Origin of the sequence: Streptomyces sp. Y20 (assembly GCF_043195475.1) — a bacterium.
Classification (GTDB): Bacteria; Actinomycetota; Actinomycetes; order Streptomycetales; family Streptomycetaceae; genus Streptomyces.
Genome location: NZ_JBIDDP010000001.1, coordinates 1,143,715 through 1,166,500, shown reverse-complemented (window position 1 = coordinate 1,166,500; position 22,786 = coordinate 1,143,715). Strand labels below are relative to the sequence as shown.

Sequence of the window (22,786 nt, the reverse complement as noted above, 5' to 3'; positions counted from 1 at the left end):
TGCGACGGCCGTGAGCCCTTGACAGAGGGATGTTTCATTGCCGACACATCCTGCCGGGTCCGGCGGATTGTGTTGCTGCGGACCGCCGACACGCCATAGAGTCGCCAACCGTCGGCATGGTGCCACGCTGACCTTGTCTAGAAGTTTCCTGGTCACCAAGGAGGTAAGACGACTTGTGAATGAGTCGACATTTTCTCCCGGGGGTGGTCAACCAGGAATGCCGGTACGGGGCCAGGACCCCACGGGATTCGAGGCTGTCGGCTCCGTAGCTGTGCGCACCTTCGCAGCCCACCAGAGTCCGGATCCGCAGGCGGACCGGACAGCACACCAGAGCATGGATGGCCATCACGTGAACGCCATGGCCGGCGACGGAAGTGGCGCGCCCCACAACCAACTCGCCGACTACGACGACCTGCCCGAGGGGCATTTCTACGACCCCGACGCCGAGTACGAGCCCGATCCGGAGTACGCGGCCACGCTCGCGCCCGACGCTGCCCGCCAGCGCCGTGAGCGCGTCGGCCCTACCGGCCGTCCGCTGCCGTACTTCCCGATCCCGGGCCCGCTGACCGACCACGGCCCCGCGAAGATCATCGCGATGTGCAACCAGAAGGGCGGCGTCGGCAAGACCACGTCGACCATCAACCTGGGTGCCGCGCTCGCGGAGTACGGCCGGCGCGTGCTGCTCGTGGACTTCGACCCGCAGGGCGCGCTGTCGGTCGGTCTCGGCGTCAACCCGATGGAGCTGGACCTCACCGTCTACAACCTGCTCATGGAGCGGGGCATGTCCGCGGACGAGGTCCTGCTGAAGACGGCTGTCCCCAACATGGACCTGCTGCCCAGCAACATCGACCTGTCGGCCGCCGAGGTCCAGCTGGTCTCCGAGGTCGCGCGCGAGTCGACGCTCCAGCGGGCCCTGAAGCCGCTCCTGCCCGACTACGACTACATCGTGATCGACTGTCAGCCCTCGCTCGGCCTGCTGACCGTCAACGCCCTTACGGCCGCGCACAAGGTGATCGTGCCGCTGGAGTGCGAGTTCTTCGCCCTGCGCGGTGTGGCCCTGCTGACCGAGACCATCGAGAAGGTCCAGGAGCGGCTCAACCCCGAGCTGGAACTGGACGGCATCCTCGCCACGATGTACGACTCGAGAACCGTGCACAGCCGTGAGGTGCTCGCACGTGTCGTCGAGGCGTTCGACGACCACGTCTACCACACGGTCATCGGGCGCACGGTCCGCTTCCCGGAGACCACGGTCGCCGGTGAGCCGATCACCACGTACGCCTCCAACTCCGTAGGTGCCGCCGCCTACCGCCAGCTCGCCAGGGAGGTGCTCGCCCGGTGTCACGCCGAGTGAGTCTGCCCGGGGCCGACGAGTTGTTCCGCACGACGGGGGGGACGGCGCTCCAGCCGTCCGGTACCCGGCGCGGGGCGAACGGTGAGGCCCGGGTGCCGGCTCCCGCGGGGGAGAGCGACGAGACGGCCGCCGAGGGCGGACCCCAGTCGGTGCCCGTCCAGGGCGGTGACGGAGAGGGCGCGGAGCACGCGGCGGCCGAGGCCGAGCCGTCCGGGACCGGCGAGTCCCGCACTCGTCCGGCGCGGCGGCAGGAGGCGCAGGAAGGCGTCGATCCCGCCGGGCAGCCGCGCAAGCGCGCTCGGGCGGCGTCCCGGCGGCCCAGCGGGCGCGAGCGGCACGACGAGAAGATCACCGTGTACGTCTCGGCCGAGGAACTGATGGACCTGGAGCACGCCCGGCTCGTGCTCCGCGGCGAGCACGGGCTCGCGGTGGACCGCGGCCGGATCGTCCGCGAGGCGGTGGCCGTGGTCCTGGCCGACCTGGAGTCCCGCGGGGACGCGAGCATCCTCGTACGACGGCTGCGCGGGCGGTAGCGGTAGCCTGCGGGGGCCATGACCTCGCACGCAGCCCCCGCTCCCGGCGCATCCGCCGGCCGCCGGCGTGCGCTGGGGCGGGGTCCGGGCGGACCGCGGAACGCCCCCGGGACTCCCGGCGCCGAGCCGCCCGGGACCACGCGGAGCGCCCCGCGAACCCCGGCGCCACCCGCACCGGGAACCCCCCAGCGGCCGCCCGAGCCCTCGGCGCCCGGTGAGCCTGCCGAGCCCGCTGTGTTCGACGAGCCCGCTGTGCTCCCCGGGCCGGCCGGGCCGCATGAGCCCTCGGCGCCCGGTGAGCCTGCCGAGCGGGGGCCCGCCGAGCCCCATGAGCCCGCGCCGCCGCGCGCGCCCGCACGATCCTCGGCGCCGCACCAGCCCACCGCGCCGCATGAGCCCACCGAGCCCGCCGCGCCGCACGAGCCCGCCGAGTCCGCCGCGCCCCGTGAACCCTCCGACGGGGTTTTCACGGTTCGGCTCGCCAACTTCGAGGGGCCCTTCGACCTGCTCCTGCAGTTGATCTCCCGGCACCGGCTGGACGTCACCGAGGTCGCCCTGTCCCGGGTGACGAACGAGTTCATGGCGCACATCCGGGCCATGGGGCCGGACTGGGACCTGGACCAGACGACCGAGTTCCTGGTCGTGGCCGCCACGCTGCTCGACTTGAAGGCGGCCCGCCTGCTGCCCGCCGCCGAGGTGGAGGACGAGGGCGACCTGGCGCTGCTGGAGGCGCGGGACCTGCTGTTCGCGCGGCTGCTCCAGTACCGCGCGTACAAGCAGATCGCCGGCATCCTCGACCGGCGGCTCGACGACGAGGCACGCCGCTATCCCCGTACCGTCGGCCTCGAACCGCAGCACGCCGAGCTGTTGCCCGAGGTCGTCATCAGCATCGGCCCCGAGGGTCTGGCCAGGCTGGCGGTCAAGGCGATGCGGCCCCGGCCCGAACCGCAGGTCTACGTCGACCACATCCACGCCCCGCTGGTCAGCGTGCAGGAGCAGGCCGGGATCGTGGTGGCCCGGCTGCGGGAACTGGGCGAGGCGGACTTCCGCACGCTGGTCGAGGACACCGGCGACACCCTGACGGTCGTGGCCCGGTTCCTGGCGCTGCTGGAGCTGTACCGGGAGAAGGCCGTCGCCCTGGACCAGGAGACCGCGCTCGGCCGGCTGCTCGTGCGCTGGACCGGCGAGGCGGACGCGGCGCCCCTGGTCACCGACGAGTTCGACCGGCCGCCGGAGCGGCCCGAGGAGAAGAAGGCATGAGCGAGGAAACAGCGGAACCCCCCGCGGGACCCCGGACCGCCGCCGGCCTCGACCTCAGGCCCGCCCTGGAGGCGATGCTCATGGTCGTGGACGAGCCCGCGACCGAGGAGCACCTGGCGCGGCTCCTGGAGCGGCCGAAGCGGCTGATCGCGAACGCCCTGCGGGAACTGGCCGAGGAGTACACCGCGCAGGGCCGCGGCTTCGACCTGCGGTTCGTCGCCGGCGGCTGGCGTTTCTACACCCGGGCGGCCTACGCGCCCGCGGTCGAACGGCTCGTCCTGGACGGCCGGACGGCCCGGCTCACCCAGGCCGCGCTGGAGACCCTGGCGGTCGTCGCCTACCGCCAGCCGGTCAGCCGCAGCCGCGTCTCCGCGGTGCGCGGAGTGAACTGCGACGGCGTGATGCGCACCCTCCTCCAGCGCGGTCTGGTCGAGGAGGCGGGCGCGGAACCCGAAACAGGTGCGATCCTGTACAGGACGACGAACTACTTCCTGGAGCGGATGGGCCTGCGTGGCCTGGACGAGCTTCCGGAACTCGCGCCCTTCCTCCCGGAGGCGGAGGCGATCGAGGCCGAGACCCAGGAGGGAGTCCCGTCGTTCGACCCGGACGCGCCCGACGCGCCCGGCGCAGACGACGACGCAGACGACTAAGACGGAACTTTGATGCGAAGCAGCGGCAGCGGCAAGAGCGGTGGCGGACGCGGGAACTACCGCGGTGCCGGCAACAGCAGGGACGACAAGCAGGGGCAGGGCCGGCCCCGCAAGCCCCGCCCCGAGGAGCGCCGTTACGACGTGGGCCCCGGGGCCACCAAGGACGGCCCCAAGGCGGGCCGGGGCGGCGCCGCGCGCGGTGGCTCCAAGGGCGGCCCGAAGCGGCCCCAGCAGGGCGGCCGTACGGCCCCCGCGCGCTCGCGTGAGTACGAGACGCGGGTCGAGGAGCGCAACCGTGATCGGTACGCCGGGAAGCCGGACATCAAGCTGCCCAAGACCTTCCCGGGCGCGGAGCAGGAGGGCGAGCGCCTGCAGAAGGTGCTCGCGCGCGCGGGCTACGGCTCCCGGCGGGCCTGCGAGGAGCTGATCGAGCAGGCCCGGGTCGAGGTGAACGGCGAGATCGTCACCGAGCAGGGCCGCCGGGTGGACCCGGAGAGTGACGAGGTCAAGGTCGACGGCCTGACGGTGGCGACGCAGTCGTACCAGTTCTTCTCGCTCAACAAGCCCGCCGGTGTCGTCTCCACCATGGAGGACCCGGAGGGCCGCCAGTGCCTCGGGGACTACGTCACCAACCGCGAGACGCGGCTGTTCCACGTCGGCCGGCTGGACACCGAGACCGAGGGTGTCATCCTGCTCACCAACCACGGCGAGCTGGCGCACCGTCTCACCCACCCGAAGTACGGCGTGAAGAAGACCTACCTCGCGGCGATCGTCGGCCCGATCCCGCGCGACCTGGGCAAGCAGCTGAAGGACGGCATCCAGCTGGAGGACGGCTACGCCCGCGCGGACCACTTCCGGGTGGTCGAGCAGACCGGCAAGAACTACCTGGTCGAGGTGACCCTGCACGAGGGCCGCAAGCACATCGTGCGGCGCATGCTCGCCGAGGCCGGCTTCCCGGTCGAGAGGCTGGTGCGCACCGCCTTCGGCCCGATCACACTCGGCGACCAGAAGTCGGGCTGGCTGCGCCGTCTGTCGAACACCGAGGTCGGCATGCTCATGAAGGAAGTCGACCTCTAGAGCGTCTTGCCGTGATCACCATCCCCGTTTATGGTCATAGTGACGATAAAGGGGATGGTGAACCGCGTGAATCGCGTGTCCGAACGAGTCGCGACCGGCGCACTCCTGGGCCTGGCCCTCGGGGACGCCCTCGGCTACCCGACCGAGTTCAAGACCGTGCCGGCGATCCTCGCCGAGTCCGGTCCCTGGCGGACGCTGGAGCCGGCGCGGCCCGCGCTCGTCTCCGACGACACCCAGATGACCCTCGCCGTCGGCCGCGCCCTGCGGACGGCCATGGAGCGCGGCGACCTCACGCCGCTGCGGCTCCAGCGGCCGCTGCGCGAGGAGTTCGTGGACTGGTACCGGTCACCGGAGAACGTCCGCGCTCCCGGCGGTACCTGTCTGCGGGCGTGCGCCCTGCTCACGGAGCCCGACCGGCCCTGGCAGGACGCCAGCCAGGTCGGCTCCAAGGGTTGCGGCGCCAACATGCGCGTCGCACCCGTCGCCCTCGCCCCCGGCCTGAGCGACGAACAGCGCGCCGGTGCCGCCCAGTTGCAGGCCGCGCTCACCCACGGCCACCCCACCGCGCTGGCCGCCTCCGACCTCACCGCCCACGCCGTCCACCTGCTCGCGCGGGGCACCGGCCCAGCGGAACTGGTCGGCGCCCTGCGCGCGTACGCCCTGGACCACCGCACCCGCTACCACCACGGCTGGCTCGGCGACCTGTGGACCCGGGCCGAGGACGCCGGCCCCGAGCAGTTCATCGCGCGCGGCTGGGACGAGTGCCTGGCCATCCTCGACCGCCTCCGGGACGCCGTACGGACCGCCTCCCCGGAGACCGACCCCTGCCTGGCCACCGGGGAGGGCTGGATCGCCGAGGAGGCCCTCGCCACCGGGCTGCTGTGCTTCCTGCTCTTTCCGGACGAGCCCCTCACCGCCCTGCGCCGGGCCGCCTGCACCGCCGGTGACTCCGACTCCATCGCCTGCCTCACCGGCGCCTTCGCGGGCGCCCGGCTGGGCGCCGGCGCCTGGCCCGCCGAGTGGGCCGGGCGGATCGAGTACCGGGCGGACCTGCTGGCCCTGGGATCACTCTGGGACGGCCGACCCGGCACTGCGGCGTGAATCGGCGGCGGGGCCTCCACCGACGTGCCCCGCGCCCGGGACCCGCGCGGCCTCGTGGTCCGGCTCCGCCCGGAGGGCCGACGCCCGGCGCACCCGGTACAGGAAGCGGGCCACGCGCGCGTGGTCCGGCTCCGGCGGCAGCGGGCTGCCCCGCAGGGCCGCCTCGGCCTCGGCCGCCAGCCGGACCATCCGCCGCTCCACCTCCGCCCACGGCACCTCGCCCCGCTTCACCGCGAGCAGTGCCTCCCGCCGGTCGCCGGCTTCGATCCGCAGCTCGCCGGTGCGCATCAGGTCCCGGGCGCTCGCCAGCAGCCGCAGCAGATGCATCGCGTGCTTCCAGCGCGGGGCGCCCGTGACACGGACGTCGGCGTCGAGCCTCTTGCGCTGGCCGAGGGCATAGCCGGTGAACGTGTCGTAGGCCCGGAGGGACAGGAAGGCGCCGCGCAGGGACAGCAGTTCGCGGCCCGTGTCGTCGACGTGCTCCACCAGCGGGGAGTGCAGGCACTCCAGGATGTTCGGGTTGCCGCGCAGCGCCAGCTCGCAGAACCGCTCCAGCTCCCAGGAGAACCGCTCCTCACCCGGCCCCTCCACATGCGTCGGCGGCTTCTCGAACCGCCAGAACTGCGGGGTGGGGGCGAGGAACACCCCCCGCCGGTCGGTGTCGCTGGCGTCCGTGGCCAGTCCGAAGGCACGGGAGCCCATGACACAGGCGTAGACGGTGTGATCGCGTACGAGATCCTGCGGCTCCATCCCCGGAGCCTACGCGGGCCCTCAGGCCAGCTGGATCGACTGCCCCCGCACGGTGATCTGCTTCTCGGGCAGCGGCTCGGTCGCCGGGCCGTGGGCCACCGAGCCGTCGGCGACGTGGAACCTGCTGCCGTGGCAGGGGCAGTCGATGGTGCCGTCCGCGACCTTGTCCACCGTGCAGCCGCGGTGCGTGCAGACCGCCGAGAAGGCCTTGAACTCGCCCTTCGACGGCTGGGTGACGACGATCTTCCGGTCGGCGAACACCTTGCCGCCACCCACCGGGATGTCGCCGGTTCTGGTGAGTTCCGCACCGCCGACGGACGAGGAGGGCGAGGGGGAGCCGCTGGCGGCGCCCGCGGAGGAGGCGGAGGGGACGGGCGAGGGGGAGCCGCTGCCGGCGCCGGTGGGGGAGGCGGACGACGAGGAGCCGTTGTCGCTCTTGCCGCCGCCGCACCCCACGCAGCCCAGGGCGAGCGCTCCCGCGCTCGAAGCCAGAACCGTGCGCCGGGTCGAGGGCTGGGTCATGTCACGCCTTTCGTGCAGGACGTCGAAAAGGGCCGATACCGGTACGTCCGCATCGTCTCAGTGACCGGGCGGCGCACGCCCGCCCCGCGCGGGCTGACTACGCTGGACGGACCAAGAACAGACACGCATGTCAGCGAGGAGCAGCACCGTGGCGGTACGAGCGGTCCGGGGGGCCGTCCAGCTGGAGCGCGACGAGGCCGGACACATGGAGGAGCAGGTCGGGGCCCTGCTCACCACCGTCCTGGAACGGAACGGGCTGACCGCCGACGATCTGATCAGCATCTGGTTCACGGCCACCCCCGACCTGCACAGCGACTTCCCGGCCGCCGCCGCCCGCGGGCTCGGCCTCGTGGACGTCCCGCTGATCTGCGCCCAGGAACTGGACGTCGAGGGCGCCATGCCCCGCGTCGTGCGGATCCTCGCCCACGTCGAGTCGGACACGCCCCGCGCCGGCATCGCCCACATCTACCTCGGCGCCGCGGCCGGCCTGCGCAAGGACATCGCCCAGTGAGAACCGCACTCGTCATCGGCACCGGCCTCATCGGCACCTCCGCCGCCCTTGCCCTCGTCCGGCGCGGTGTCACCGTCCACCTCGCCGACCACGACCCCGACCAGGCCCGTACGGCCGCCGCGCTGGGCGCGGGCACCGACGAGGCCCCCGAGGGCCCGGTCGACGTGGCGATCGTCGCCGCCCCGCCCGCCCACGTCGCCCGGGTGCTGGCCGACGCCATGCGCCGGGGCGTGGCCCGCGGTTACCTGGACGTCGCCAGCGTCAAGGGCGGCCCCCGCCGCGAACTGGAGGCGGCCGGCCTCGACCTCAGGGCCTACCTCGGCACCCACCCCATGTCCGGCCGGGAGAAGTCCGGCCCGCTGGCCGCGACCGCCGACCTCTTCGAGGGCCGGCCCTGGGTGCTCACCCCGACCCGGGACACCGACACGGAGGTACTGAACCTCGCCCTGGAACTGGTCTCGTACTGCCGGGCCGTACCGGTCGTCATGGACGCCGACGCGCACGACCGCGCCGTCGCCCTCGTCTCCCACATGCCCCACCTGGTGTCCAGCATGGTCGCCGCGCGCCTGGAGCACGCCGAGGAGGCCGCCGTACGGCTGTGCGGGCAGGGCATCCGGGACGTGACCCGGATCGCCGCCTCCGATCCGCGCATGTGGATCGACATCCTCTCCGCGAACCCCGGGCCGGTCGCCGACCTCCTGTCCGACGTCGCCGCCGACCTCGGCGAGACCGTGCGGGCGCTGCGCGCCCTGCAGTCCGCGGACGACGACAAGCGCCGCTCGGGCAGCGCCGGCGTCGAGGACGTGCTGCGCCGCGGGAACGCCGGCCGGGTGCGGGTGCCCGGCAAGCACGGCAGCGCGCCCCGCGTGTACGAGTCCGTCGTCGTCCTCATCGACGACCAGCCCGGTCAGCTGGCCCGGATCTTCGCGGACGCGGGACAGGCGGGCGTCAACGTCGAGGACGTGCGCATCGAGCACGCGACGGGACAGCAGGCCGGCCTCGTCCAGCTCATGGTCGAGCCGCAGGCGGCGACGGCGCTGAGGGACGCACTGCGCGAGCGGGGCTGGGCCCTGCGGCAGTAGAGCCCGGTGAGGGCGCCTGCCGCGAGCCAGTAACCTTGTGCGGGGCGCCCTCGCGTCCCGCCCCCAGCCCACCACCCTTCACCAGGAAGGTGCCCTCCCGTGGAAAACGGCGCCGCCCCGACGCCCAAGCCCGTGATCGTCGCGATCGACGGTCCGTCCGGCACGGGCAAGTCGAGCACGTCGAAGGCCGTGGCCGCGCAGCTCGGCCTGAGCTACCTGGACACCGGCGCCCAGTACCGGGCGATCACCTGGTGGATGGTGACCAACGGCATCGACCTGGCGGACCCCACCGCCGTCGCCGCCGTCGCCGGCAAGCCGGAGATCGTCTCCGGCACCGACCCGGCGCACCCGGCCATCACGGTCGACGGCGTGGATGTGGCCGGCCCGATCCGGACCCAGGAGGTCACCTCCAAGGTCAGCGCGGTCAGCGCGGTCCCCGAGGTGCGCGCCCGGATCACCGAGCTCCAGCGCTCGCTGGCCGCCGCCGCGGAGCACGGCATAGTGGTCGAGGGCCGGGACATCGGTACGACCGTCCTGCCGGACGCCGACCTGAAGATCTTCCTCACCGCCTCCCCGGAGGCCCGTGCGGCCCGCCGCAGCGGCGAGCTGAAGAACGCCGACGTCCACGCCACCCGCGAGGCCCTGATCAAGCGGGACGCGGCCGACTCCAGCCGCAAGACGTCACCGCTCGCCAAGGCCGACGACGCGGTCGAGGTGGACACCACCGAGCTGACCCTCGCCCAGGTCATCGAGTGCGTCGTCACCCTGGTCGAGGAGAAGCGGGCCGGGAAGTGAGCCGTCCGCCGGTCCCCTCGGAGCGGGGCGCCGAGATCGGCCGGCGCATCGGCGTCGGCCTGATGTACGGGCTGTTCCGGCCGCGCGTGCTGGGCGCCTGGAAGGTGCCGGCGACCGGCCCGGTGATCTTCGCGGTGAACCACTCCCACAACGTCGACGGCCCGATGGTCATGGGTGTGGCGCCCCGGCCGACGCACTTCCTGATCAAGAAGGAGGCGTTCATCGGCCCGCTGGACCCCTTCCTGACCGGCATCGGCCAGCTGAAGGTGGACCGGGCCCTGCCCGACCGCACCGCGATCGCCCAGGCCCTCGGCGTGCTGGCGGCCGGGGGAGTGCTGGGCATCTTCCCGGAGGGCACCCGGGGCGAGGGCGACTTCGCCGCGCTGCGCGCCGGGCTGGCCTATTTCGCGGTCCGCGGCGGGGCGCCGATCGTGCCCGTCGCCGTCCTGGGCAGCTCCGAGCGGCCCGGACGGCTGGTCAAGGCGCTGCCTCCGCTGCGCTCGCGGGTCGACGTCGTCTTCGGTGACCCGTTCGACGCGGGCGACGGCAGCGGGCGGCGTACGCGCGGCGCGCTGGACGAGGCGACCGAGCGGATCCGCAAGCGGCTCACCAGCCACCTGGAAAACGCCAGGCGCCTGACCGGGCGCTAGGCGACACTTGAGTAGTGGATCAGCCCACGGAGGGCCGCTCCACCGATCACCACGAATGAACGACGAGGTACGGACTTCATGAACGACGACATCCAGCCCGACGGCTCGGCCGAGCACGAGTACGAGCACGGGGCTCTCGGCGACGCCGAGTACGCGGAGTTCATGCAGCTCGCCGCGGAAGAGGGCTTCGACATCGAGGACGTCGAGGGCGCCATCGAGGCGGCGGGCCACGGCCCGCTGCCCGTGCTCGCCGTCGTCGGCCGCCCCAATGTCGGCAAGTCGACCCTGGTGAACCGGATCATCGGCCGTCGAGAGGCGGTCGTCGAGGACAAGCCGGGCGTCACCCGCGACCGTGTCAGCTACGAGGCCGAGTGGGCCGGCCGCCGCTTCAAGGTGGTCGACACCGGCGGCTGGGAGCAGGACGTCCTCGGCATCGACGCCTCCGTTGCCGCGCAGGCCGAGTACGCGATCGAGGCGGCCGACGCGGTCGTCTTCGTCGTCGACGCCAAGGTCGGCGCGACCGACACCGACCAGGCGGTCGTCCGGCTGCTGCGCAAGGCGGGCAAGCCGGTCGTGCTGTGCGCCAACAAGGTCGACGGCCCCAGCGGTGAGGCGGACGCGACCTACCTGTGGGCGCTCGGCCTCGGCGAGCCGCACCCCGTCTCCGCCCTGCACGGCCGCGGCACCGGCGACATGCTGGACGCCGTCCTGGAGGCGCTGCCGGAGGCGCCCGAGCAGACCTTCGGCACCGCCGTCGGCGGCCCCCGCCGCATCGCGCTCATCGGCCGCCCGAACGTCGGCAAGTCCTCGCTGCTGAACAAGGTGGCCGGCGAGGAGCGCGTCGTCGTCAACGAACTGGCGGGCACCACCCGCGACCCGGTCGACGAGCTGATCCAGCTGGGCGGCGTCACCTGGAAGTTCGTCGACACCGCGGGTATCCGCAAGCGGGTCCACCTCCAGCAGGGCGCCGACTACTACGCCTCGCTGCGCACGGCGGCCGCCGTGGAGAAGGCCGAGGTGGCGGTCATCCTGATCGACGCCTCCGAGAACATCTCCGTCCAGGACCAGCGCATCGTCACCATGGCGGTCGAGGCGGGACGCGCGATCGTCCTCGCCTTCAACAAGTGGGACACCCTGGACGAGGAGCGCCGCTACTACCTGGAGCGGGAGATCGAGACGGAGCTGGCCCAGGTCGCCTGGGCGCCCCGGGTCAACGTCTCCGCCCGCACCGGCCGGCACATGGAGAAGCTGGTCCCGGCGATCGAGACGGCGCTGGCGGGCTGGGAGACGCGCGTCCCCACGGGCCGCCTGAACGCCTTCCTCGGCGAGCTGGTCTCGGCCCACCCGCACCCCGTCCGGGGCGGCAAGCAGCCGCGCATCCTCTTCGGCACCCAGGCCGGCACCAAGCCGCCGCGGTTCGTGCTCTTCGCGTCGGGCTTCATCGAGGCGGGCTACCGGCGCTTCATCGAGCGCCGCCTGCGCGAGCAGTTCGGCTTCGAGGGCACCCCGATCCACCTGTCGGTGCGGGTGCGCGAGAAGCGCGGCGCGAAGAAGAAGTGACGGCGGTACGACGAGAAGGGCGCCCCCTGGCTCTCCAGGGGGCGCCCCTCGCCGTTCGCGGGTCCGTCACGCGCCCCGGCGCGGCCCCGGCGGCAGGGCGGCGGGCGCGTACTGCGTGCCGGTGTCCTGCTGCCGCCCGAGCGTGCCGACCCGCTGCCACTGCGACTGCTGGCGGGCGCTGTAGGCCCCCGCGCTGTAAGCGCTGTAGGAGCTGCTGAACGACCCCGCGCGGTGGCCGCCGTACGCGCTCGTGCCGTCGGGGAAGTCGCCGAAGGCACTGAACCTCAGCTCCTCCTCGCCGCTGCGGTCCCCCGGCAGTGTGCGGAAGGTCCTGACCCACTCCGCGTAGAGCGCGTCGTAGATCGGCGTGGCAGACGGTCCGCCGGACGGTTCGTGGGCCGTCCGGGCGGACGGCACGGAGGAGAAGGACCGGCGGGGGGGAGTGTCGTATGCGTGCACGTATGTCCAAACGACCTGACGCGCAAAGGGATGCGGCCGACGCGGTCGTACGGCTGCGCGGGCGGCCTCAGGTACCCGCGAGCGGAAGCGCCGCGGCGACCAGCCTGCCGTGCGCGGCGGCCCTGTCCAGCGCGCCGCGCAGCAGGTCCTCCCGGGGCTGGCGCCCGATCGACCCCACCGGCGCCGCGAACAGGAGCACCTGCTGGTGCTTGTTGGCGGCGGCCCGCCAGCTGTCGGTCACCTGGAGCGGCTGGTGGGCCTGCCACCAGGCCACCGGCCGGCCCCCGTCGGCCGACGGCTGGAGCACCGCGTGCAGCTGCCCCACGGCCAGCAGGACGGACCAGCCGTGCAGCACCGGCGGGACGGACGCCAGCTCGGGCACCGGCAGGAAGCCCTGTTCGACGAGCAGCGGAAGGAAGTCGTCGCCGGTGCCGGTGGTGCCCGGGCGCGCGATCGCCGTGGTCGGCTCGACGACGAGCGCGGGGTGCAACTCCCCGTCGATCAGGACCAGTCCGCTGGTCACACCGAGCACCGCCTGCTCGGGAACGGTCGGGTGCGGCACGCCGGCGGCGGCGTCGCCGCCGGCCATGTCACCGGCGGCGCCGATGGATCGGACGGCGCCCTGCAACTGCTCCTCGGTGACCTGGACGACCTGCGAGGGCAGGCAGCCGGCGTGGGCGAAGGCGAGCACGGCGGTCTCGTCGCCGACGAACAGGACGGTGCTGGTGCGCTCCTGCGCGGAGTCGCCCGGGGTGCGGCAGGACGTGCAGTCGTAACTGCCCGGGGCGTTCTCTCCGGCGAGCAGCCGGTCGGCTTCTTCGTCGCCGATCTCGGCGCGTACGGCGTCACTGACGTCGAGCATGCGCGGCACGGGTGGCTCCCTCGGAGTGCGGTGCTGGGGGTCGGCCGGGTGGCTCCCGGCCGATGAGCCCCGGGGTTCCGGGCTCATGAAGAAGACAACGGGCGTCCTGTGGTGGGAGTCACGCCCCGGGACCGACCGGTTCGGACTGCCTGCCGCACGCTGTCACAGCATGCGCATGCATGGTTGCCGTGTGTGAAAAGTCGGGCCGAGTGAGAGGCGTGATCGGGTGAGGTGGGTCACAGCCCGCTCGCGCCAGTGGTCGTCTCGTCCGGAAATAAGTGGATGAGGTGGGTGTCCGAAAATCTCCGCTACCTCCGGTAACAAGCAACTGGCCTGGAAGGACGGTGAGTTGGTTGATTCCGGTGCCCCGCCCTCCCTACATTCCTCCGCCGTGTGCAACGAGCACCGCTCGGGTACGTCCGCAGACCGGCATCAGGCAGAGCACGAACGCCGCGCCGGCGGTGGCGGACGGGGCGGGCGCGGCGAACCGCGGCCATACGCGGCACGACGCGCTCCGTCCGGGGGAGCCCGGGTTCGTGGAGAGGGAACCACATGTCCGACTGTGCCGATACCACCCGCAACACCGACCGGCCCGCCGGCACCCGCAAGGGCCGTACGACGGCCGCGCTGGCCGGAGCCGCCCTGCTGGCCCCGCTGGGACTGCTGGCCGCCACCGGCAACGCCGCCGCGGCGGACAACGGGGTGTGGGACCGCATCGCCCAGTGCGAGAGCGGCGGCAACTGGCACATCAACACCGGCAACGGCTACTACGGCGGGCTCCAGTTCTCCGCCGGCACCTGGCGCGCGTACGGCGGCACCGCCTACGCCCCGACGGCCGACCAGGCCTCCAGAAGCGCGCAGATCACCGTCGCCACCAAGGTCCAGGGCGCCCAGGGCTGGGGTGCCTGGCCGGTCTGCTCGGCCCGCGCCGGAGCCGCCGGCACCGCCCCGGCGACCGCCTCGGACACGTCCTCCCGGAGCGGCGCGCCCCGCGGCAGCGGAACCGGGAGCGGCTCGACCGGGAACAGCCCGGCCCGGAACACGGCGACGCCGAGGAGCCTGACGGCGCCGTCCGCCCCGGCCGCGACGCCGGAGCGCCCGGCGGCCGCCACCAACCGCAGCGCGTCCCGCGGCGACTACACGGTCCGCGAGGGCGACACCCTGAGCATCATCGCCGCCCGGTACGGAACCAGCTGGCAGCGGCTCTACGCCGCCAACAAGGCCGTCATCGGCGCCGATCCCGACCTGATCGTGCCCGGCCAGCGCCTCGCGCTGTGAGCCGCGCGGTGAGCCCCGCGCGGTGAGCCCCGCGCTCTGAGCCCCGGGCCGCCCACGGCGGGCAGCCGCCGTCCCGGCGGGGACGGCGGCTGCCCGCATCCGCGTGTCGCCGCGGACCGCCGGTGAGGCGGTCAGGAGGATCAGGAACCGGCCTGATGCCGCTCCGGCTCGGGCTGCGGGGCCTGGCCCGCGTACTCCGGGTGGTGCAGGTCGAACGCCGGGGACTCGGAGCGGATCCGGGGCAGGGTGACGAAGTTGTGCCGGGGCGGCGGGCAGGAGGTCGCCCATTCCAGGGAACGGCCGTAGCCCCAGGGGTCGTCGGTCTCGACCTTCGCACCGTGCACGGCGGTCGTCCAGACGTTGTAGAGGAACGGCAGCGTGGACACGCCCAGCAGGAACGCGCCGATCGTGGAGACCGTGTTGAGCGCCGTGAAGCCGTCGGCCGCCAGGTAGTCGGCGTACCGGCGGGGCATGCCCTCGGCGCCCAGCCAGTGCTGCACCAGGAAGGTGGTGTGGAAGCCCGTGAACAGGGTCCAGAACTGGATCTTCCCGAGCCGCTCGTCGAGCATCCGGCCCGTGAACTTCGGCCACCAGAAGTAGAACCCGCCGAAGACCGCGAAGACGACCGTGCCGAAGACGACGTAGTGGAAGTGGGCGACCACGAAGTACGAGTCCGTGACGTGGAAGTCCAGCGGCGGCGATGCCAGGACCACTCCCGACAACCCGCCGAACAGGAACGTCACCAGGAACCCCAGCGCCCACAGCATGGGCGTCTCGAAGGACAGCGAACCCTTGATCATCGTGCCGGTCCAGTTGAAGAACTTCACGCCCGTCGGCACCGCGATGAGGAACGACGTGAACGAGAAGAACGGCAGCAGCACCGCGCCGGTGGCGAACATGTGGTGCGCCCACACCACCACCGACAGCCCGGTGATCGTCATGGTCGCGCCGACCAGCGTCAGATAGCCGAAGATCGGCTTGCGGCTGAACACCGGGATGATCTCCGTGACGATCCCGAAGAACGGCAGCGCGATGATGTACACCTCGGGGTGCCCGAAGAACCAGAACAGGTGCTGCCACAGCAGCGGGCCCCCATCGGCCGCCTCGAACACCCGGGCGCCGAACCGCCGGTCCGCCTCCAGGACCAGCAGCGCGGCCGCCAGCACCGGGAAGGCCAGCAGGATCAGGATCGACGTGAACAGCGTGTTCCAGGTGAAGATCGGCATCCGGAACATCGTCATGCCGGGTGCGCGCATCCCGATGATGGTCGTGATGAAGTTGACCGCGCCGAGGATCGTCCCGAAGCCGGACAGCGCCAGGCCCATGATCCACAGATCCGGGCCGAGGCCGGGGGAGTGGGCGGAGTCGTTGAGCGGCGCGTAGGCGAACCAGCCGAAGTCGGCAGGCCCGTCCGGTACCAGCAGCGAACCCAGCACGATCAGCCCGCCGAACGTGAACAGCCAGTACGACAGCATGTTCAGCCGGGGGAACGCCACGTCGGGCGCGCCGATCTGCAACGGCATCAGCTCGTTGGCGAAGCCCGCGAAGCTGGGGGTGGCGAACAGCAGCAGCATGATCGTGCCGTGCAGCGTGAACAGCTGGTTGTACTGCTCGTTGCTCATGACCTGGAGCCCCGGCCGGGCGAGTTCCGCGCGCATCAGCAGGGCCATGACCCCGCCGGCCAGGAAGAAGCAGAACCCCGTGATCAGGTACAGATGACCGATCCTCTTGTGGTCGGTGGTGATGAGCCACTCCACGACCAGCCGGCCGCCCCGGCCGCTGCGCACCGGTCGTGCCGTCGTCCCCGCGGCCTCGGTCCCCATCGCTCGCTCGCCCCTTCGCGTCGTCGCGCGCCGCCGTCCTGCCGCTCACCGGGCCGTTCGCCCGGCAGGGGCGTACGGCGGTCGTGTGCTGAATCCGTGAAATCTCCTATGCGGCGTCAGCTTCCGTGGCGTCGCACAGGATTGCCGGGGAATCGCGCCGCGGGCCCGCCCCGATCCTCCACGGGGGCACTTTCCGCCGGGTAATTCGAAGCCGTTCGCCGACACGCGTGAATTCGGCTCGATTACCCCGGTAAGCCGAACGGAAACGCCCGTTCGGGTGACGTCCGGCCGTGATGTCAGCCGATGCCCAGGGTGGCTGAAACCGGGACGCGCGGCTGTGACAGAGGTGTGACCGGAACCGGATACGGCTCTTACCCTGCTGTGCCCGCTTCCGTCGTCGCCGGATGCGGCCTAGCGTGGCGGCATGGCACCGATTCCCACTCCGCCAGCGGAGCCCCAGGACAGTCCGGACGGGTACGTCGGTCTCGACGCCGCACACGCCGAGCGCCTCGCCCGCGAGCGCGGCTGGCCCTCGGTACGGTCGCTGCCGCCGGGCGCGGTCATCACCATGGAGTACCGCGCGGGCCGGCTGAACTTCGAGGTGCGGGACGGCCGGGTGGCCCGCGCCTGGAAGGGCTGACCCCGGGCCGGCGACACGGACACGGCGAAGGCCCCACTCCCTGGCAGGGAGCGGGGCCTTCGCCGTGGCGCGGGGTGGTGGTGCGTACCGGGCCCCGTCGCCGTTCCCGCCGTCAGCCGCCTGTCAGGGGGCGGGCCGGCTGGGACGTACCTCGGGGGAGACGGTCGGCGTGCGGCGGGCGGCGGCTGCCCACCGGGGTGACCGGGGTGCGTTCCGAACGGGCCGTGTGCGGCCCGGGGGCCAGGTGGGCCGCGCCCCGGGAGGACCGGGTCGCGGACACCGGCTCGCGGACGTGCGCCGGCTCCGCCGGGACGCCGCGCGGCCGGAGCGCCACCGGCCTGACCGGCGCGGCCGGCTTCGGCACGGGCAGGCCGCCGCGGGCGCGCAGGCGGTCGCGCAGGACGAAGATCCCCTGCTCGGCCCGGGCGATCAGCGGTTCGAACCAGGGCAGGGCGAGCAGGATCAGCAGGCCCGCGGCCCAGCCGAGGAGTACGTCGCTCAGCCAGTGCGTACCGAGGTAGACGGTGGTGAGGCCGACGCCGAGCGAGGTGACCGCGGAGAGGGCCGACAGCCAGCGGCGCGCTCTCGGGGTGGAGGCCAGATAGGCAAGGATTCCCCAGGTCACGACCGCGTTGGCGGTGTGGCCGCTGGGGAATATATCGCCGCCCAGGCCCATCTCGTTCGAGCCGATCACGGTCGCGTAGTGCGGACCGAGCCGCCCCATGCCGAGCTTGGCGGCGCCGACCGTGATGTTCAGCAGCAGCAGCGAGGCGGCCAGGGTCAGCAGCGGGCGGAGCGTGTGCTGCCGCCAGGAGCGCCAGCCGAGCCAGGCCGCGACCATCACGGCGGTGGGACCGCGCTGGCCGAGCACCACGTAGTAGTCGAGGAAGGCGTGGATCTGCGGCCACTGCTGGTACGGCCGGAAGAACATGACCTGCCAGTCCAGCCGGACCAGCCAGGAGGTGGTCACCACGGCCCACACGATCGCCAGGTAGAAAGCCAGGGTCGCCGAGAACAGGACGACCCGGTGCCGGCTCATCCTCGGCACATCGATGTGAGCCGGTCGTTCCGGCTCACGGTCCAGTCTGGTGAACACCCGGTCCAGACGCCGGATGAGGTTTCGTTCGGTACGCACCCAATCGACGTTACAGCGAGTGAGCTGGGTCCCCGGTCGAAACAGCGGCTTTGTGATGACGATGTGATGTGGCAAACCTCTCAAGGGCCGCCCGAATTCACGGGATTCCGCAATCGAGCGAGGCCACTCGGGTCAATTCCTTTGATCATGCCGGGTGTTGTTTATATGGCGCTTATGAATGTGTTAACCGGGTCCTGGCGTGGATTTCTCCCGGCGGCCATCGGCGCGGGGGCCGGTCACGGCGGACCGGAGCCGTTCAGCCAGAACGCGCCGTAGACGGCCGCCGCGCCCGCCAACCCCGCCGCGACCAGGGCGGCTCGGGAGGTGCGCAGCCGGGCCAGGGCGCAGGCGAGCGGCAGCAGTACCGGGAAGGCGGGCATCAGCAGCCGGGGCTTGGAGCCGAAGTAGCTCGACGCGCACAGGGCGAGGGCGAGGACGGTCCCCGTGTACACCAGCAGTTCCACGGGCTGCCGCCGGTGGACGCCGGTGACGTACAGCCAGATCAGCAGGGCGACGCCGGTGATCAGGGCGAGGCCGGCGAGAGCCGACGGGAATGACGTGAACTTGTCGGCCACGAAGCGGGCGAAGGCGTAGCCGCCGTCGAACCCGTTGCGCCATCCGGCCTGGACGTCCAGGTACCCGAGCGGGCCGTGGCCGGTGCGCCGCCCGACCCAGAGGACGTAACCGGCGGCACCGAGCGGAGCGATCAGCATGCCGAGCGCACGGCGCCAGGCGGGGGCGCGCGAGGTGGGCGGTGCGCCGGGCGGGTCGGGTACGGGCGCGGGGGCGCGGGTGTCCATCGGCGCGCCCGGTGTGAGCGCCGGAGCGTGCGAGGCGGCCGGCCCGCCCGGTGTACGCGCCGGGGCTCGGGGGACGCTTGGAGCGCCCGGCGCGCGCATCGTGCCGCGCGCTCGCACGAACGAGACCACGCCCGCCACCCACACCGCGGCGACCACCGCCAGCCCCACCGGACGGGTCAGCCCCGCCAGCGCGGCGAGCGCGCCCGCGGTCAGCCACCGCCCGGTCAGGACCGCGTACAGCGCCCAGGCCGCCAGCGCCGTGAACAGCGACTCGCTGTACGCCATCCACTGCACGGCCCCGACCGGCAGCACCGCCCACAGCAGCACCGCGCAGACCCCGGCCCGGGGTCCGTACACCCGGTCGGCGACCGCGAAGATCCCGGCCGCCGCGGCCAGGGACGCCAGCAGGCTCACCACGAAACCGGCGTCTGCGTACGACAGCGGGGCGACCGTGTGCAGGAGCCGCTCCAGCCACGGCAGCAGCGGGAAGAACGCCAGACTGGAGTGGACGTCCCCGTTCGGCAGCCGCACCTCGTAGCCGTACCCCCCCTCCGCGACCCGGGTGTACCAGAGCGAGTCCCAGCGTGCGGTCAGCAAGGTGTACGCGCTCCTGCCGCGCGCGGCGCTCCACGCCGTCAGCACGGCCAGCCCCAGAACGCGCACCGCCGCGTAGCCGAGGAGGGCGGGGGCCGCCCGGCGCGGGAGGGAGGCGGGGGGCGCGGCTGCGCGCGCGGCGAGATCGGTCACGGGCCCGATTATCGACCGCGCCCGGAACGGTACCGGCCGCCGGGGCGCGGTCGGGGGAGGAGGGCGTGGCGTACGCCACACGGGTCTCGTCGCGCGCGTGAGATGTCCGCCACGTGGCCGTGCGGTGGACTCGCGTACGCTGACGAGTCACTCGCATGGGTTCGCGCGGGTCGGGAAACCGCTCATTCCCGGCCATAAGGCAGGGAGTCCCCACCCCGCCGGTCCGCCCCACACGAGGGATCTTCTGGGAGGTACGTACATGTCCGGGACGATCACGGCTGCCGCAGGGCCGCGCCGTCGGGCGCCCGGGGCGGATGCCCACCGCTGGGTCGTCCTCGTCGTCCTCTGTGCCAGCCTGCTGCTCGTCGCCCTCGACGCCACCGTGCTGCACGTGGCGGTGCCCGCCGTCACCGAGGACCTCCGGCCCGGCGCCGTGGAACTGCTCTGGATCGTCGACGTCTATCCACTGGTCTGCGCCGCGCTGCTGATCCTCTTCGGCACTCTCGGCGACCGGGTCGGCCGCAGACGCGTCCTGCTGCTCGGCTACGCCCTCTTCGGCGTGGCGTCCGCCGCGGCCGCGTTCTCGGGGACCGCCGAGATGCTCATCCTCGCCCGCGCGCTGCTCGGCGTCGGCGGCGCCATGATCATGCCCGCGACCCTGTCGATCCTCCGCCAGGTCTTCCCCGACCGGCGCGAGCGCGCCCTCGCCATCGGCGTCTGGAGCGCGGTGGCGGCGGTCGGCGCGGCGGTCGGACCGCTGCTCGGCGGCTTCCTGCTGGAGCACTTCTGGTGGGGCGCGGTCTTCCTGGTCAACATCCCGCTGATGCTGATCAGCCTCCCGGTGGGCCGGCTCCTGCTGCCCGAGTCGAGGGGGGAGCGCGACGGCCCCTGGGACGTGACCGGCGCGCTGACGGCGGCGGCCGGCCTGTTCGCTGTCGTCCTCGGCGTGCAGCGGCTCGGCGGCGGGCGGGCGGCGGCGAGTCCGCTCACCGCGCTGCCGCTGCTGGCCGGCGCGGGTCTCCTCCTGCTCTTCGTACGGCGCCAGCGGCGGCTCCCGTATCCCCTGGTGGATCTGCGCATGTTCCGCCGGCCCGCGTTCAGCACCTCGGTGGGCTGCATCGTGCTGGCCATGCTCGCGCTGGTCGGCCTGGAGCTGATCGCCGCCCAGTACCTGCAACTGGTGCTCGGCCTGTCGCCCCTGCAGACCGGCCTCAGGCTGCTGCCCCTGACCGTGGCCGCGATGGCGGCGGGCCTGGCGGGCGCGCGCATGCTGCGCCGCTTCGGGCCACGCCGCATGGTGTCCGCGGGCTTCTGCCTGACGGCGGCGGCCGTGCTCACCCTGACGGTGATGGGCGGCGCCGACGACCCGCCGCTGCTGCTGGCCGGCTTCGTGCTGCTGGGCTTCGGTCTGGAGACCACGCTGTTCGGCGCGTACGAGTCGATGCTCAGCGAGGCCCCGGCCGACCGGGCCGGCGGTGCCGCGGCGATCGGCGAGACGTCGTACCAGCTCGGGGCCGGTATCGGCATCGCGTTGCTGGGCAGCGTGATGAACGCGGCCTACGCCCCGGCGCTGCGGTCGGTGCCGGGCGTGCCGCGGGACGCGGCCCGGGCGGCGGGGCACTCGCTCGGCGAGGCCTACCAGGTCGCCGGACGGCTCGGCGGGCCCGCCGGGGCCGCGCTGCGCCGGGCGGCGCGGGACTCCTTCGTGCACGGGCTGCATGTGACCCTGCTGGTGAGCGCGGGCCTGTTGCTGCTGGGCGCGCTGATGGCCCTGCGGCTGCCGCGGGCCATGCAGTGCGGCGAGGAGCCGGGCGGAAACGGACCGGAGGTGCCGGGGCCGCGGGAGGCGGAGGCGGCGGGCGGCCGGCCGAGGGTCTCCGCCTGAGCCGCTCTGGACGTGCGGGAGAGCGCACCGTAACGTCGGCCGCAGAGCTGTGACTAGCGGTGCTAGTTTTACTCCGTTCCCGTGTCCCGGAGGGTGTTCCATGTCCGCGTCCGCGAAGCTGCCCCCGTTCGACCCCGCCGACCCGCTCGGGCTCGACGACCTGCTGGAGCCGGAGGACCTGGCCGTCCGGGACACCGTCCGCGGCTGGGCGGCCGACCGTGTCCTGCCGTACGTCGCCGACTGGTACGAGAAGGGCGAGCTGCCCGTGATCCGGGACCTCGCGCGCGAACTGGGCTCGATCGGCGCGCTCGGCATGTCCCTCACCGGTTACGGATGCGCGGGCGCGAGCGCCGTGCAGTACGGGCTGGCCTGTCTGGAGCTGGAGGCGGCCGACTCGGGCATCCGCTCCCTGGTCTCGGTGCAGGGCTCCCTCGCCATGTACGCCATCCACCGCTTCGGCAGCGAGGAGCACAAGCAGCAGTGGCTGCCCCGCATGGCCGCCGGTGAGGTGATCGGCTGCTTCGGGCTGACCGAGCCCGACCACGGCTCCGACCCCGCCTCGATGCGCACCCGCGCCGAGCGGGACGGCGGGGACTGGGTGCTCAACGGCCGCAAGATGTGGATCACCAACGGGTCCGTGGCCGGCGTCGCCGTCGTGTGGGCGCAGACGGAGGGCGGCATCCGCGGGTTCGTCGTGCCCACGGACAGCCCCGGCTTCTCGGCGCCCGAGATCAGGCACAAGTGGTCCCTGCGCGCCTCCGTCACCAGCGAACTCCTCCTCGACGACGTACGGCTGCCCGCCGCGGCCGTGCTGCCCGAGGTGGCCGGACTGCGCGGACCGCTCAGCTGTCTCTCGCACGCCCGGTACGGCATCGTGTGGGGCGCGATGGGCGCGGCCCGCAGCAGCTTCGAGGCGGCCGTGGAGTACGCGCGGACGCGGGAGCAGTTCGGCCGGCCCATCGGCGGCTTCCAGCTCACCCAGGCCAAACTCGCCGACATGGCGGTCGAACTGCACAAGGGCATCCTGCTCGCCCACCATCTGGGGCGGCGGATGGACGCCGGCCGCCTGCGTCCCGAGCAGGTCAGCTTCGGCAAGCTCAACAACGTCCGCGAGGCCATCGACATCTGCCGCACGGCGCGGACGATCCTCGGTGCCAACGGGATCTCCCTCGAATACCCCGTGATGCGGCACGCGACCAACCTGGAGTCCGTGCTCACCTACGAGGGCACGGTCGAGATGCACCAGCTCGTGCTGGGCAAGGCGCTCACCGGGCTCGACGCCTTCCGGTGAGCCCCGTCGGGGAGCGGGGCCGGG

The 22,786-nt window shown here is 72.9% G+C and carries 22 protein-coding genes; 15 read left to right on the top strand and 7 right to left on the bottom strand.

Translation table 11 applies throughout. The annotated features are described in order from the left end of the window. The first annotated feature begins 217 nt into the window (after positions 1-217). Genes ACGFT1_RS05100 through ACGFT1_RS05075 form a run of 6 tightly spaced genes read left to right on the top strand, consistent with a single transcriptional unit; the run spans position 218 to position 5,972 of the window. Positions 218-1,351 (top strand): ParA family protein, encoded by a 1,134-nt coding sequence (locus ACGFT1_RS05100; protein ID WP_356821932.1) that lies wholly within the window; start codon positions 218-220, stop codon positions 1,349-1,351. Further along, positions 1,336-1,884 (top strand): hypothetical protein, encoded by a 549-nt coding sequence (locus tag ACGFT1_RS05095; RefSeq protein ID WP_373907605.1) that lies wholly within the window; start codon positions 1,336-1,338, stop codon positions 1,882-1,884. The genes ACGFT1_RS05100 and ACGFT1_RS05095 overlap by 16 nt, the downstream gene beginning before the upstream one ends. Before the next feature lie 18 nt (positions 1,885-1,902). Then, positions 1,903-3,144, top strand: coding sequence for a segregation/condensation protein A (locus tag ACGFT1_RS05090; protein ID WP_373907604.1), 1,242 nt, complete (start codon positions 1,903-1,905; stop codon positions 3,142-3,144). Further along, positions 3,141-3,794 (top strand): SMC-Scp complex subunit ScpB, encoded by a 654-nt coding sequence (gene scpB / locus ACGFT1_RS05085; protein WP_373907603.1) that lies wholly within the window; start codon positions 3,141-3,143, stop codon positions 3,792-3,794. The genes ACGFT1_RS05090 and scpB overlap by 4 nt, the downstream gene beginning before the upstream one ends. 12 nt (positions 3,795-3,806) lie before the next feature. Further along, positions 3,807-4,871 carry a pseudouridine synthase gene (locus tag ACGFT1_RS05080; protein ID WP_373907602.1) on the top strand — a complete coding sequence of 355 codons (1,065 nt, stop codon included), beginning with the start codon at positions 3,807-3,809 and terminating at the stop codon, positions 4,869-4,871. 54 nt (positions 4,872-4,925) lie between these two features. Next, positions 4,926-5,972 (top strand): ADP-ribosylglycohydrolase family protein, encoded by a 1,047-nt coding sequence (locus tag ACGFT1_RS05075; RefSeq protein ID WP_373907601.1) that lies wholly within the window; start codon positions 4,926-4,928, stop codon positions 5,970-5,972. Here ACGFT1_RS05075 and ACGFT1_RS05070 read toward each other — a convergent pair. Together ACGFT1_RS05070 and ACGFT1_RS05065 are read right to left on the bottom strand one after the other, a co-directional pair. Beyond that, positions 5,937-6,722: a DNA polymerase beta superfamily protein gene (locus tag ACGFT1_RS05070; RefSeq protein ID WP_373907600.1), complete on the bottom strand. Its 786-nt coding sequence runs from the start codon at positions 6,720-6,722 to the stop codon at positions 5,937-5,939. The genes ACGFT1_RS05075 and ACGFT1_RS05070 overlap by 36 nt on opposite strands. 21 nt (positions 6,723-6,743) lie before the next feature. Continuing rightward, entirely contained in the window at positions 6,744-7,244 is a 501-nt protein-coding gene (locus ACGFT1_RS05065) for a Rieske (2Fe-2S) protein (RefSeq protein WP_373907599.1), read from the bottom strand. Between the two features lie 148 nt (positions 7,245-7,392). On the opposite strand from ACGFT1_RS05065, the gene aroH reads away from it, so the two are divergent. The 5 genes from aroH (at position 7,393) to der (ending at position 11,842) form a co-directional block, all read left to right on the top strand. Next, positions 7,393-7,755: a chorismate mutase gene (aroH, locus tag ACGFT1_RS05060; protein ID WP_373907598.1), complete on the top strand. Its 363-nt coding sequence runs from the start codon at positions 7,393-7,395 to the stop codon at positions 7,753-7,755. Next, the gene (locus tag ACGFT1_RS05055) at positions 7,752-8,837 is read left to right on the top strand and encodes a prephenate dehydrogenase (protein ID WP_373907597.1); all 1,086 of its coding nucleotides are present in this window, start codon (positions 7,752-7,754) and stop codon (positions 8,835-8,837) included. The genes aroH and ACGFT1_RS05055 overlap by 4 nt, the downstream gene beginning before the upstream one ends. A 99-nt stretch (positions 8,838-8,936) precedes the next feature. After that, entirely contained in the window at positions 8,937-9,632 is a 696-nt protein-coding gene (gene cmk, locus ACGFT1_RS05050) for a (d)CMP kinase (RefSeq protein WP_373907596.1), read from the top strand. Then, a complete protein-coding gene (locus ACGFT1_RS05045; protein WP_373907595.1) occupies positions 9,629-10,282 on the top strand; it encodes a lysophospholipid acyltransferase family protein in 654 nt (217 codons plus the stop codon). Before cmk ends, ACGFT1_RS05045 begins: the two co-directional genes overlap by 4 nt. A gap of 78 nt (positions 10,283-10,360) precedes the next feature. Further along, positions 10,361-11,842 carry a ribosome biogenesis GTPase Der gene (der, locus tag ACGFT1_RS05040; protein ID WP_356821912.1) on the top strand — a complete coding sequence of 494 codons (1,482 nt, stop codon included), beginning with the start codon at positions 10,361-10,363 and terminating at the stop codon, positions 11,840-11,842. 66 nt (positions 11,843-11,908) lie between these two features. Here the strand turns inward: der and ACGFT1_RS05035 are convergent, their stop codons facing one another. Then, entirely contained in the window at positions 11,909-12,301 is a 393-nt protein-coding gene (locus ACGFT1_RS05035) for a hypothetical protein (RefSeq protein WP_373907594.1), read from the bottom strand. A gap of 67 nt (positions 12,302-12,368) precedes the next feature. Beyond that, positions 12,369-13,172, bottom strand: coding sequence for a hypothetical protein (locus tag ACGFT1_RS05030; protein WP_373907593.1), 804 nt, complete (start codon positions 13,170-13,172; stop codon positions 12,369-12,371). A gap of 543 nt (positions 13,173-13,715) precedes the next feature. On the opposite strand from ACGFT1_RS05030, the gene ACGFT1_RS05025 reads away from it, so the two are divergent. After that, a complete protein-coding gene (locus ACGFT1_RS05025; protein ID WP_373907592.1) occupies positions 13,716-14,441 on the top strand; it encodes a transglycosylase family protein in 726 nt (241 codons plus the stop codon). A gap of 140 nt (positions 14,442-14,581) precedes the next feature. On the opposite strand, the gene ctaD is transcribed toward ACGFT1_RS05025, so the two are convergent. Then, positions 14,582-16,264 (bottom strand): cytochrome c oxidase subunit I, encoded by a 1,683-nt coding sequence (gene ctaD, locus ACGFT1_RS05020; RefSeq protein ID WP_373907591.1) that lies wholly within the window; start codon positions 16,262-16,264, stop codon positions 14,582-14,584. Between the two features lie 424 nt (positions 16,265-16,688). On the opposite strand from ctaD, the gene ACGFT1_RS05015 reads away from it, so the two are divergent. Next, entirely contained in the window at positions 16,689-16,904 is a 216-nt protein-coding gene (locus ACGFT1_RS05015) for an I78 family peptidase inhibitor (protein WP_356821904.1), read from the top strand. Positions 16,905-17,016: 112 nt separating this feature from the next. Here the strand turns inward: ACGFT1_RS05015 and ACGFT1_RS05010 are convergent, their stop codons facing one another. Together ACGFT1_RS05010 and ACGFT1_RS05005 are read right to left on the bottom strand one after the other, a co-directional pair. Further along, positions 17,017-18,039, bottom strand: coding sequence for a phosphatase PAP2 family protein (locus tag ACGFT1_RS05010; RefSeq protein ID WP_373907590.1), 1,023 nt, complete (start codon positions 18,037-18,039; stop codon positions 17,017-17,019). 236 nt (positions 18,040-18,275) lie between these two features. Beyond that, entirely contained in the window at positions 18,276-19,586 is a 1,311-nt protein-coding gene (locus ACGFT1_RS05005; protein ID WP_373907589.1) for a mannosyltransferase family protein, read from the bottom strand. A 259-nt stretch (positions 19,587-19,845) separates the two neighbouring features. Between ACGFT1_RS05005 and ACGFT1_RS05000 the strand changes: the two genes are divergently transcribed. After that, positions 19,846-21,471, top strand: coding sequence for an MFS transporter (locus ACGFT1_RS05000; protein WP_373907588.1), 1,626 nt, complete (start codon positions 19,846-19,848; stop codon positions 21,469-21,471). 100 nt (positions 21,472-21,571) lie between these two features. Continuing rightward, positions 21,572-22,762 carry an acyl-CoA dehydrogenase family protein gene (locus tag ACGFT1_RS04995; protein WP_373907587.1) on the top strand — a complete coding sequence of 397 codons (1,191 nt, stop codon included), beginning with the start codon at positions 21,572-21,574 and terminating at the stop codon, positions 22,760-22,762. Positions 22,763-22,786 lie beyond the last annotated feature (24 nt).

Excerpts from the sequence above, each read along its gene's own strand:
- ACGFT1_RS05100 (WP_356821932.1), top strand. The coding sequence starts at position 218 with ATGCCGGTACGGGGCCAGGACCCCACGGGATTCGAGGCTGTCGGCTCC.
- ACGFT1_RS05090 (WP_373907604.1), top strand. The coding sequence starts at position 1,903 with ATGACCTCGCACGCAGCCCCCGCTCCCGGCGCATCCGCCGGCCGCCGG.
- scpB (WP_373907603.1), top strand. The coding sequence starts at position 3,141 with ATGAGCGAGGAAACAGCGGAACCCCCCGCGGGACCCCGGACCGCCGCC.
- ACGFT1_RS05080 (WP_373907602.1), top strand. The coding sequence starts at position 3,807 with ATGCGAAGCAGCGGCAGCGGCAAGAGCGGTGGCGGACGCGGGAACTAC.
- ACGFT1_RS05075 (WP_373907601.1), top strand. The coding sequence starts at position 4,926 with ATGGTGAACCGCGTGAATCGCGTGTCCGAACGAGTCGCGACCGGCGCA.
- ACGFT1_RS05070 (WP_373907600.1), bottom strand. The coding sequence starts at position 6,722 with ATGGAGCCGCAGGATCTCGTACGCGATCACACCGTCTACGCCTGTGTC.
- ACGFT1_RS05065 (WP_373907599.1), bottom strand. The coding sequence starts at position 7,244 with ATGACCCAGCCCTCGACCCGGCGCACGGTTCTGGCTTCGAGCGCGGGA.
- der (WP_356821912.1), top strand. The coding sequence starts at position 10,361 with ATGAACGACGACATCCAGCCCGACGGCTCGGCCGAGCACGAGTACGAG.
- ACGFT1_RS05025 (WP_373907592.1), top strand. The coding sequence starts at position 13,716 with ATGTCCGACTGTGCCGATACCACCCGCAACACCGACCGGCCCGCCGGC.
- ctaD (WP_373907591.1), bottom strand. The coding sequence starts at position 16,264 with ATGGGGACCGAGGCCGCGGGGACGACGGCACGACCGGTGCGCAGCGGC.
- ACGFT1_RS05015 (WP_356821904.1), top strand. The coding sequence starts at position 16,689 with ATGGCACCGATTCCCACTCCGCCAGCGGAGCCCCAGGACAGTCCGGAC.
- ACGFT1_RS05000 (WP_373907588.1), top strand. The coding sequence starts at position 19,846 with ATGTCCGGGACGATCACGGCTGCCGCAGGGCCGCGCCGTCGGGCGCCC.
- ACGFT1_RS04995 (WP_373907587.1), top strand. The coding sequence starts at position 21,572 with ATGTCCGCGTCCGCGAAGCTGCCCCCGTTCGACCCCGCCGACCCGCTC.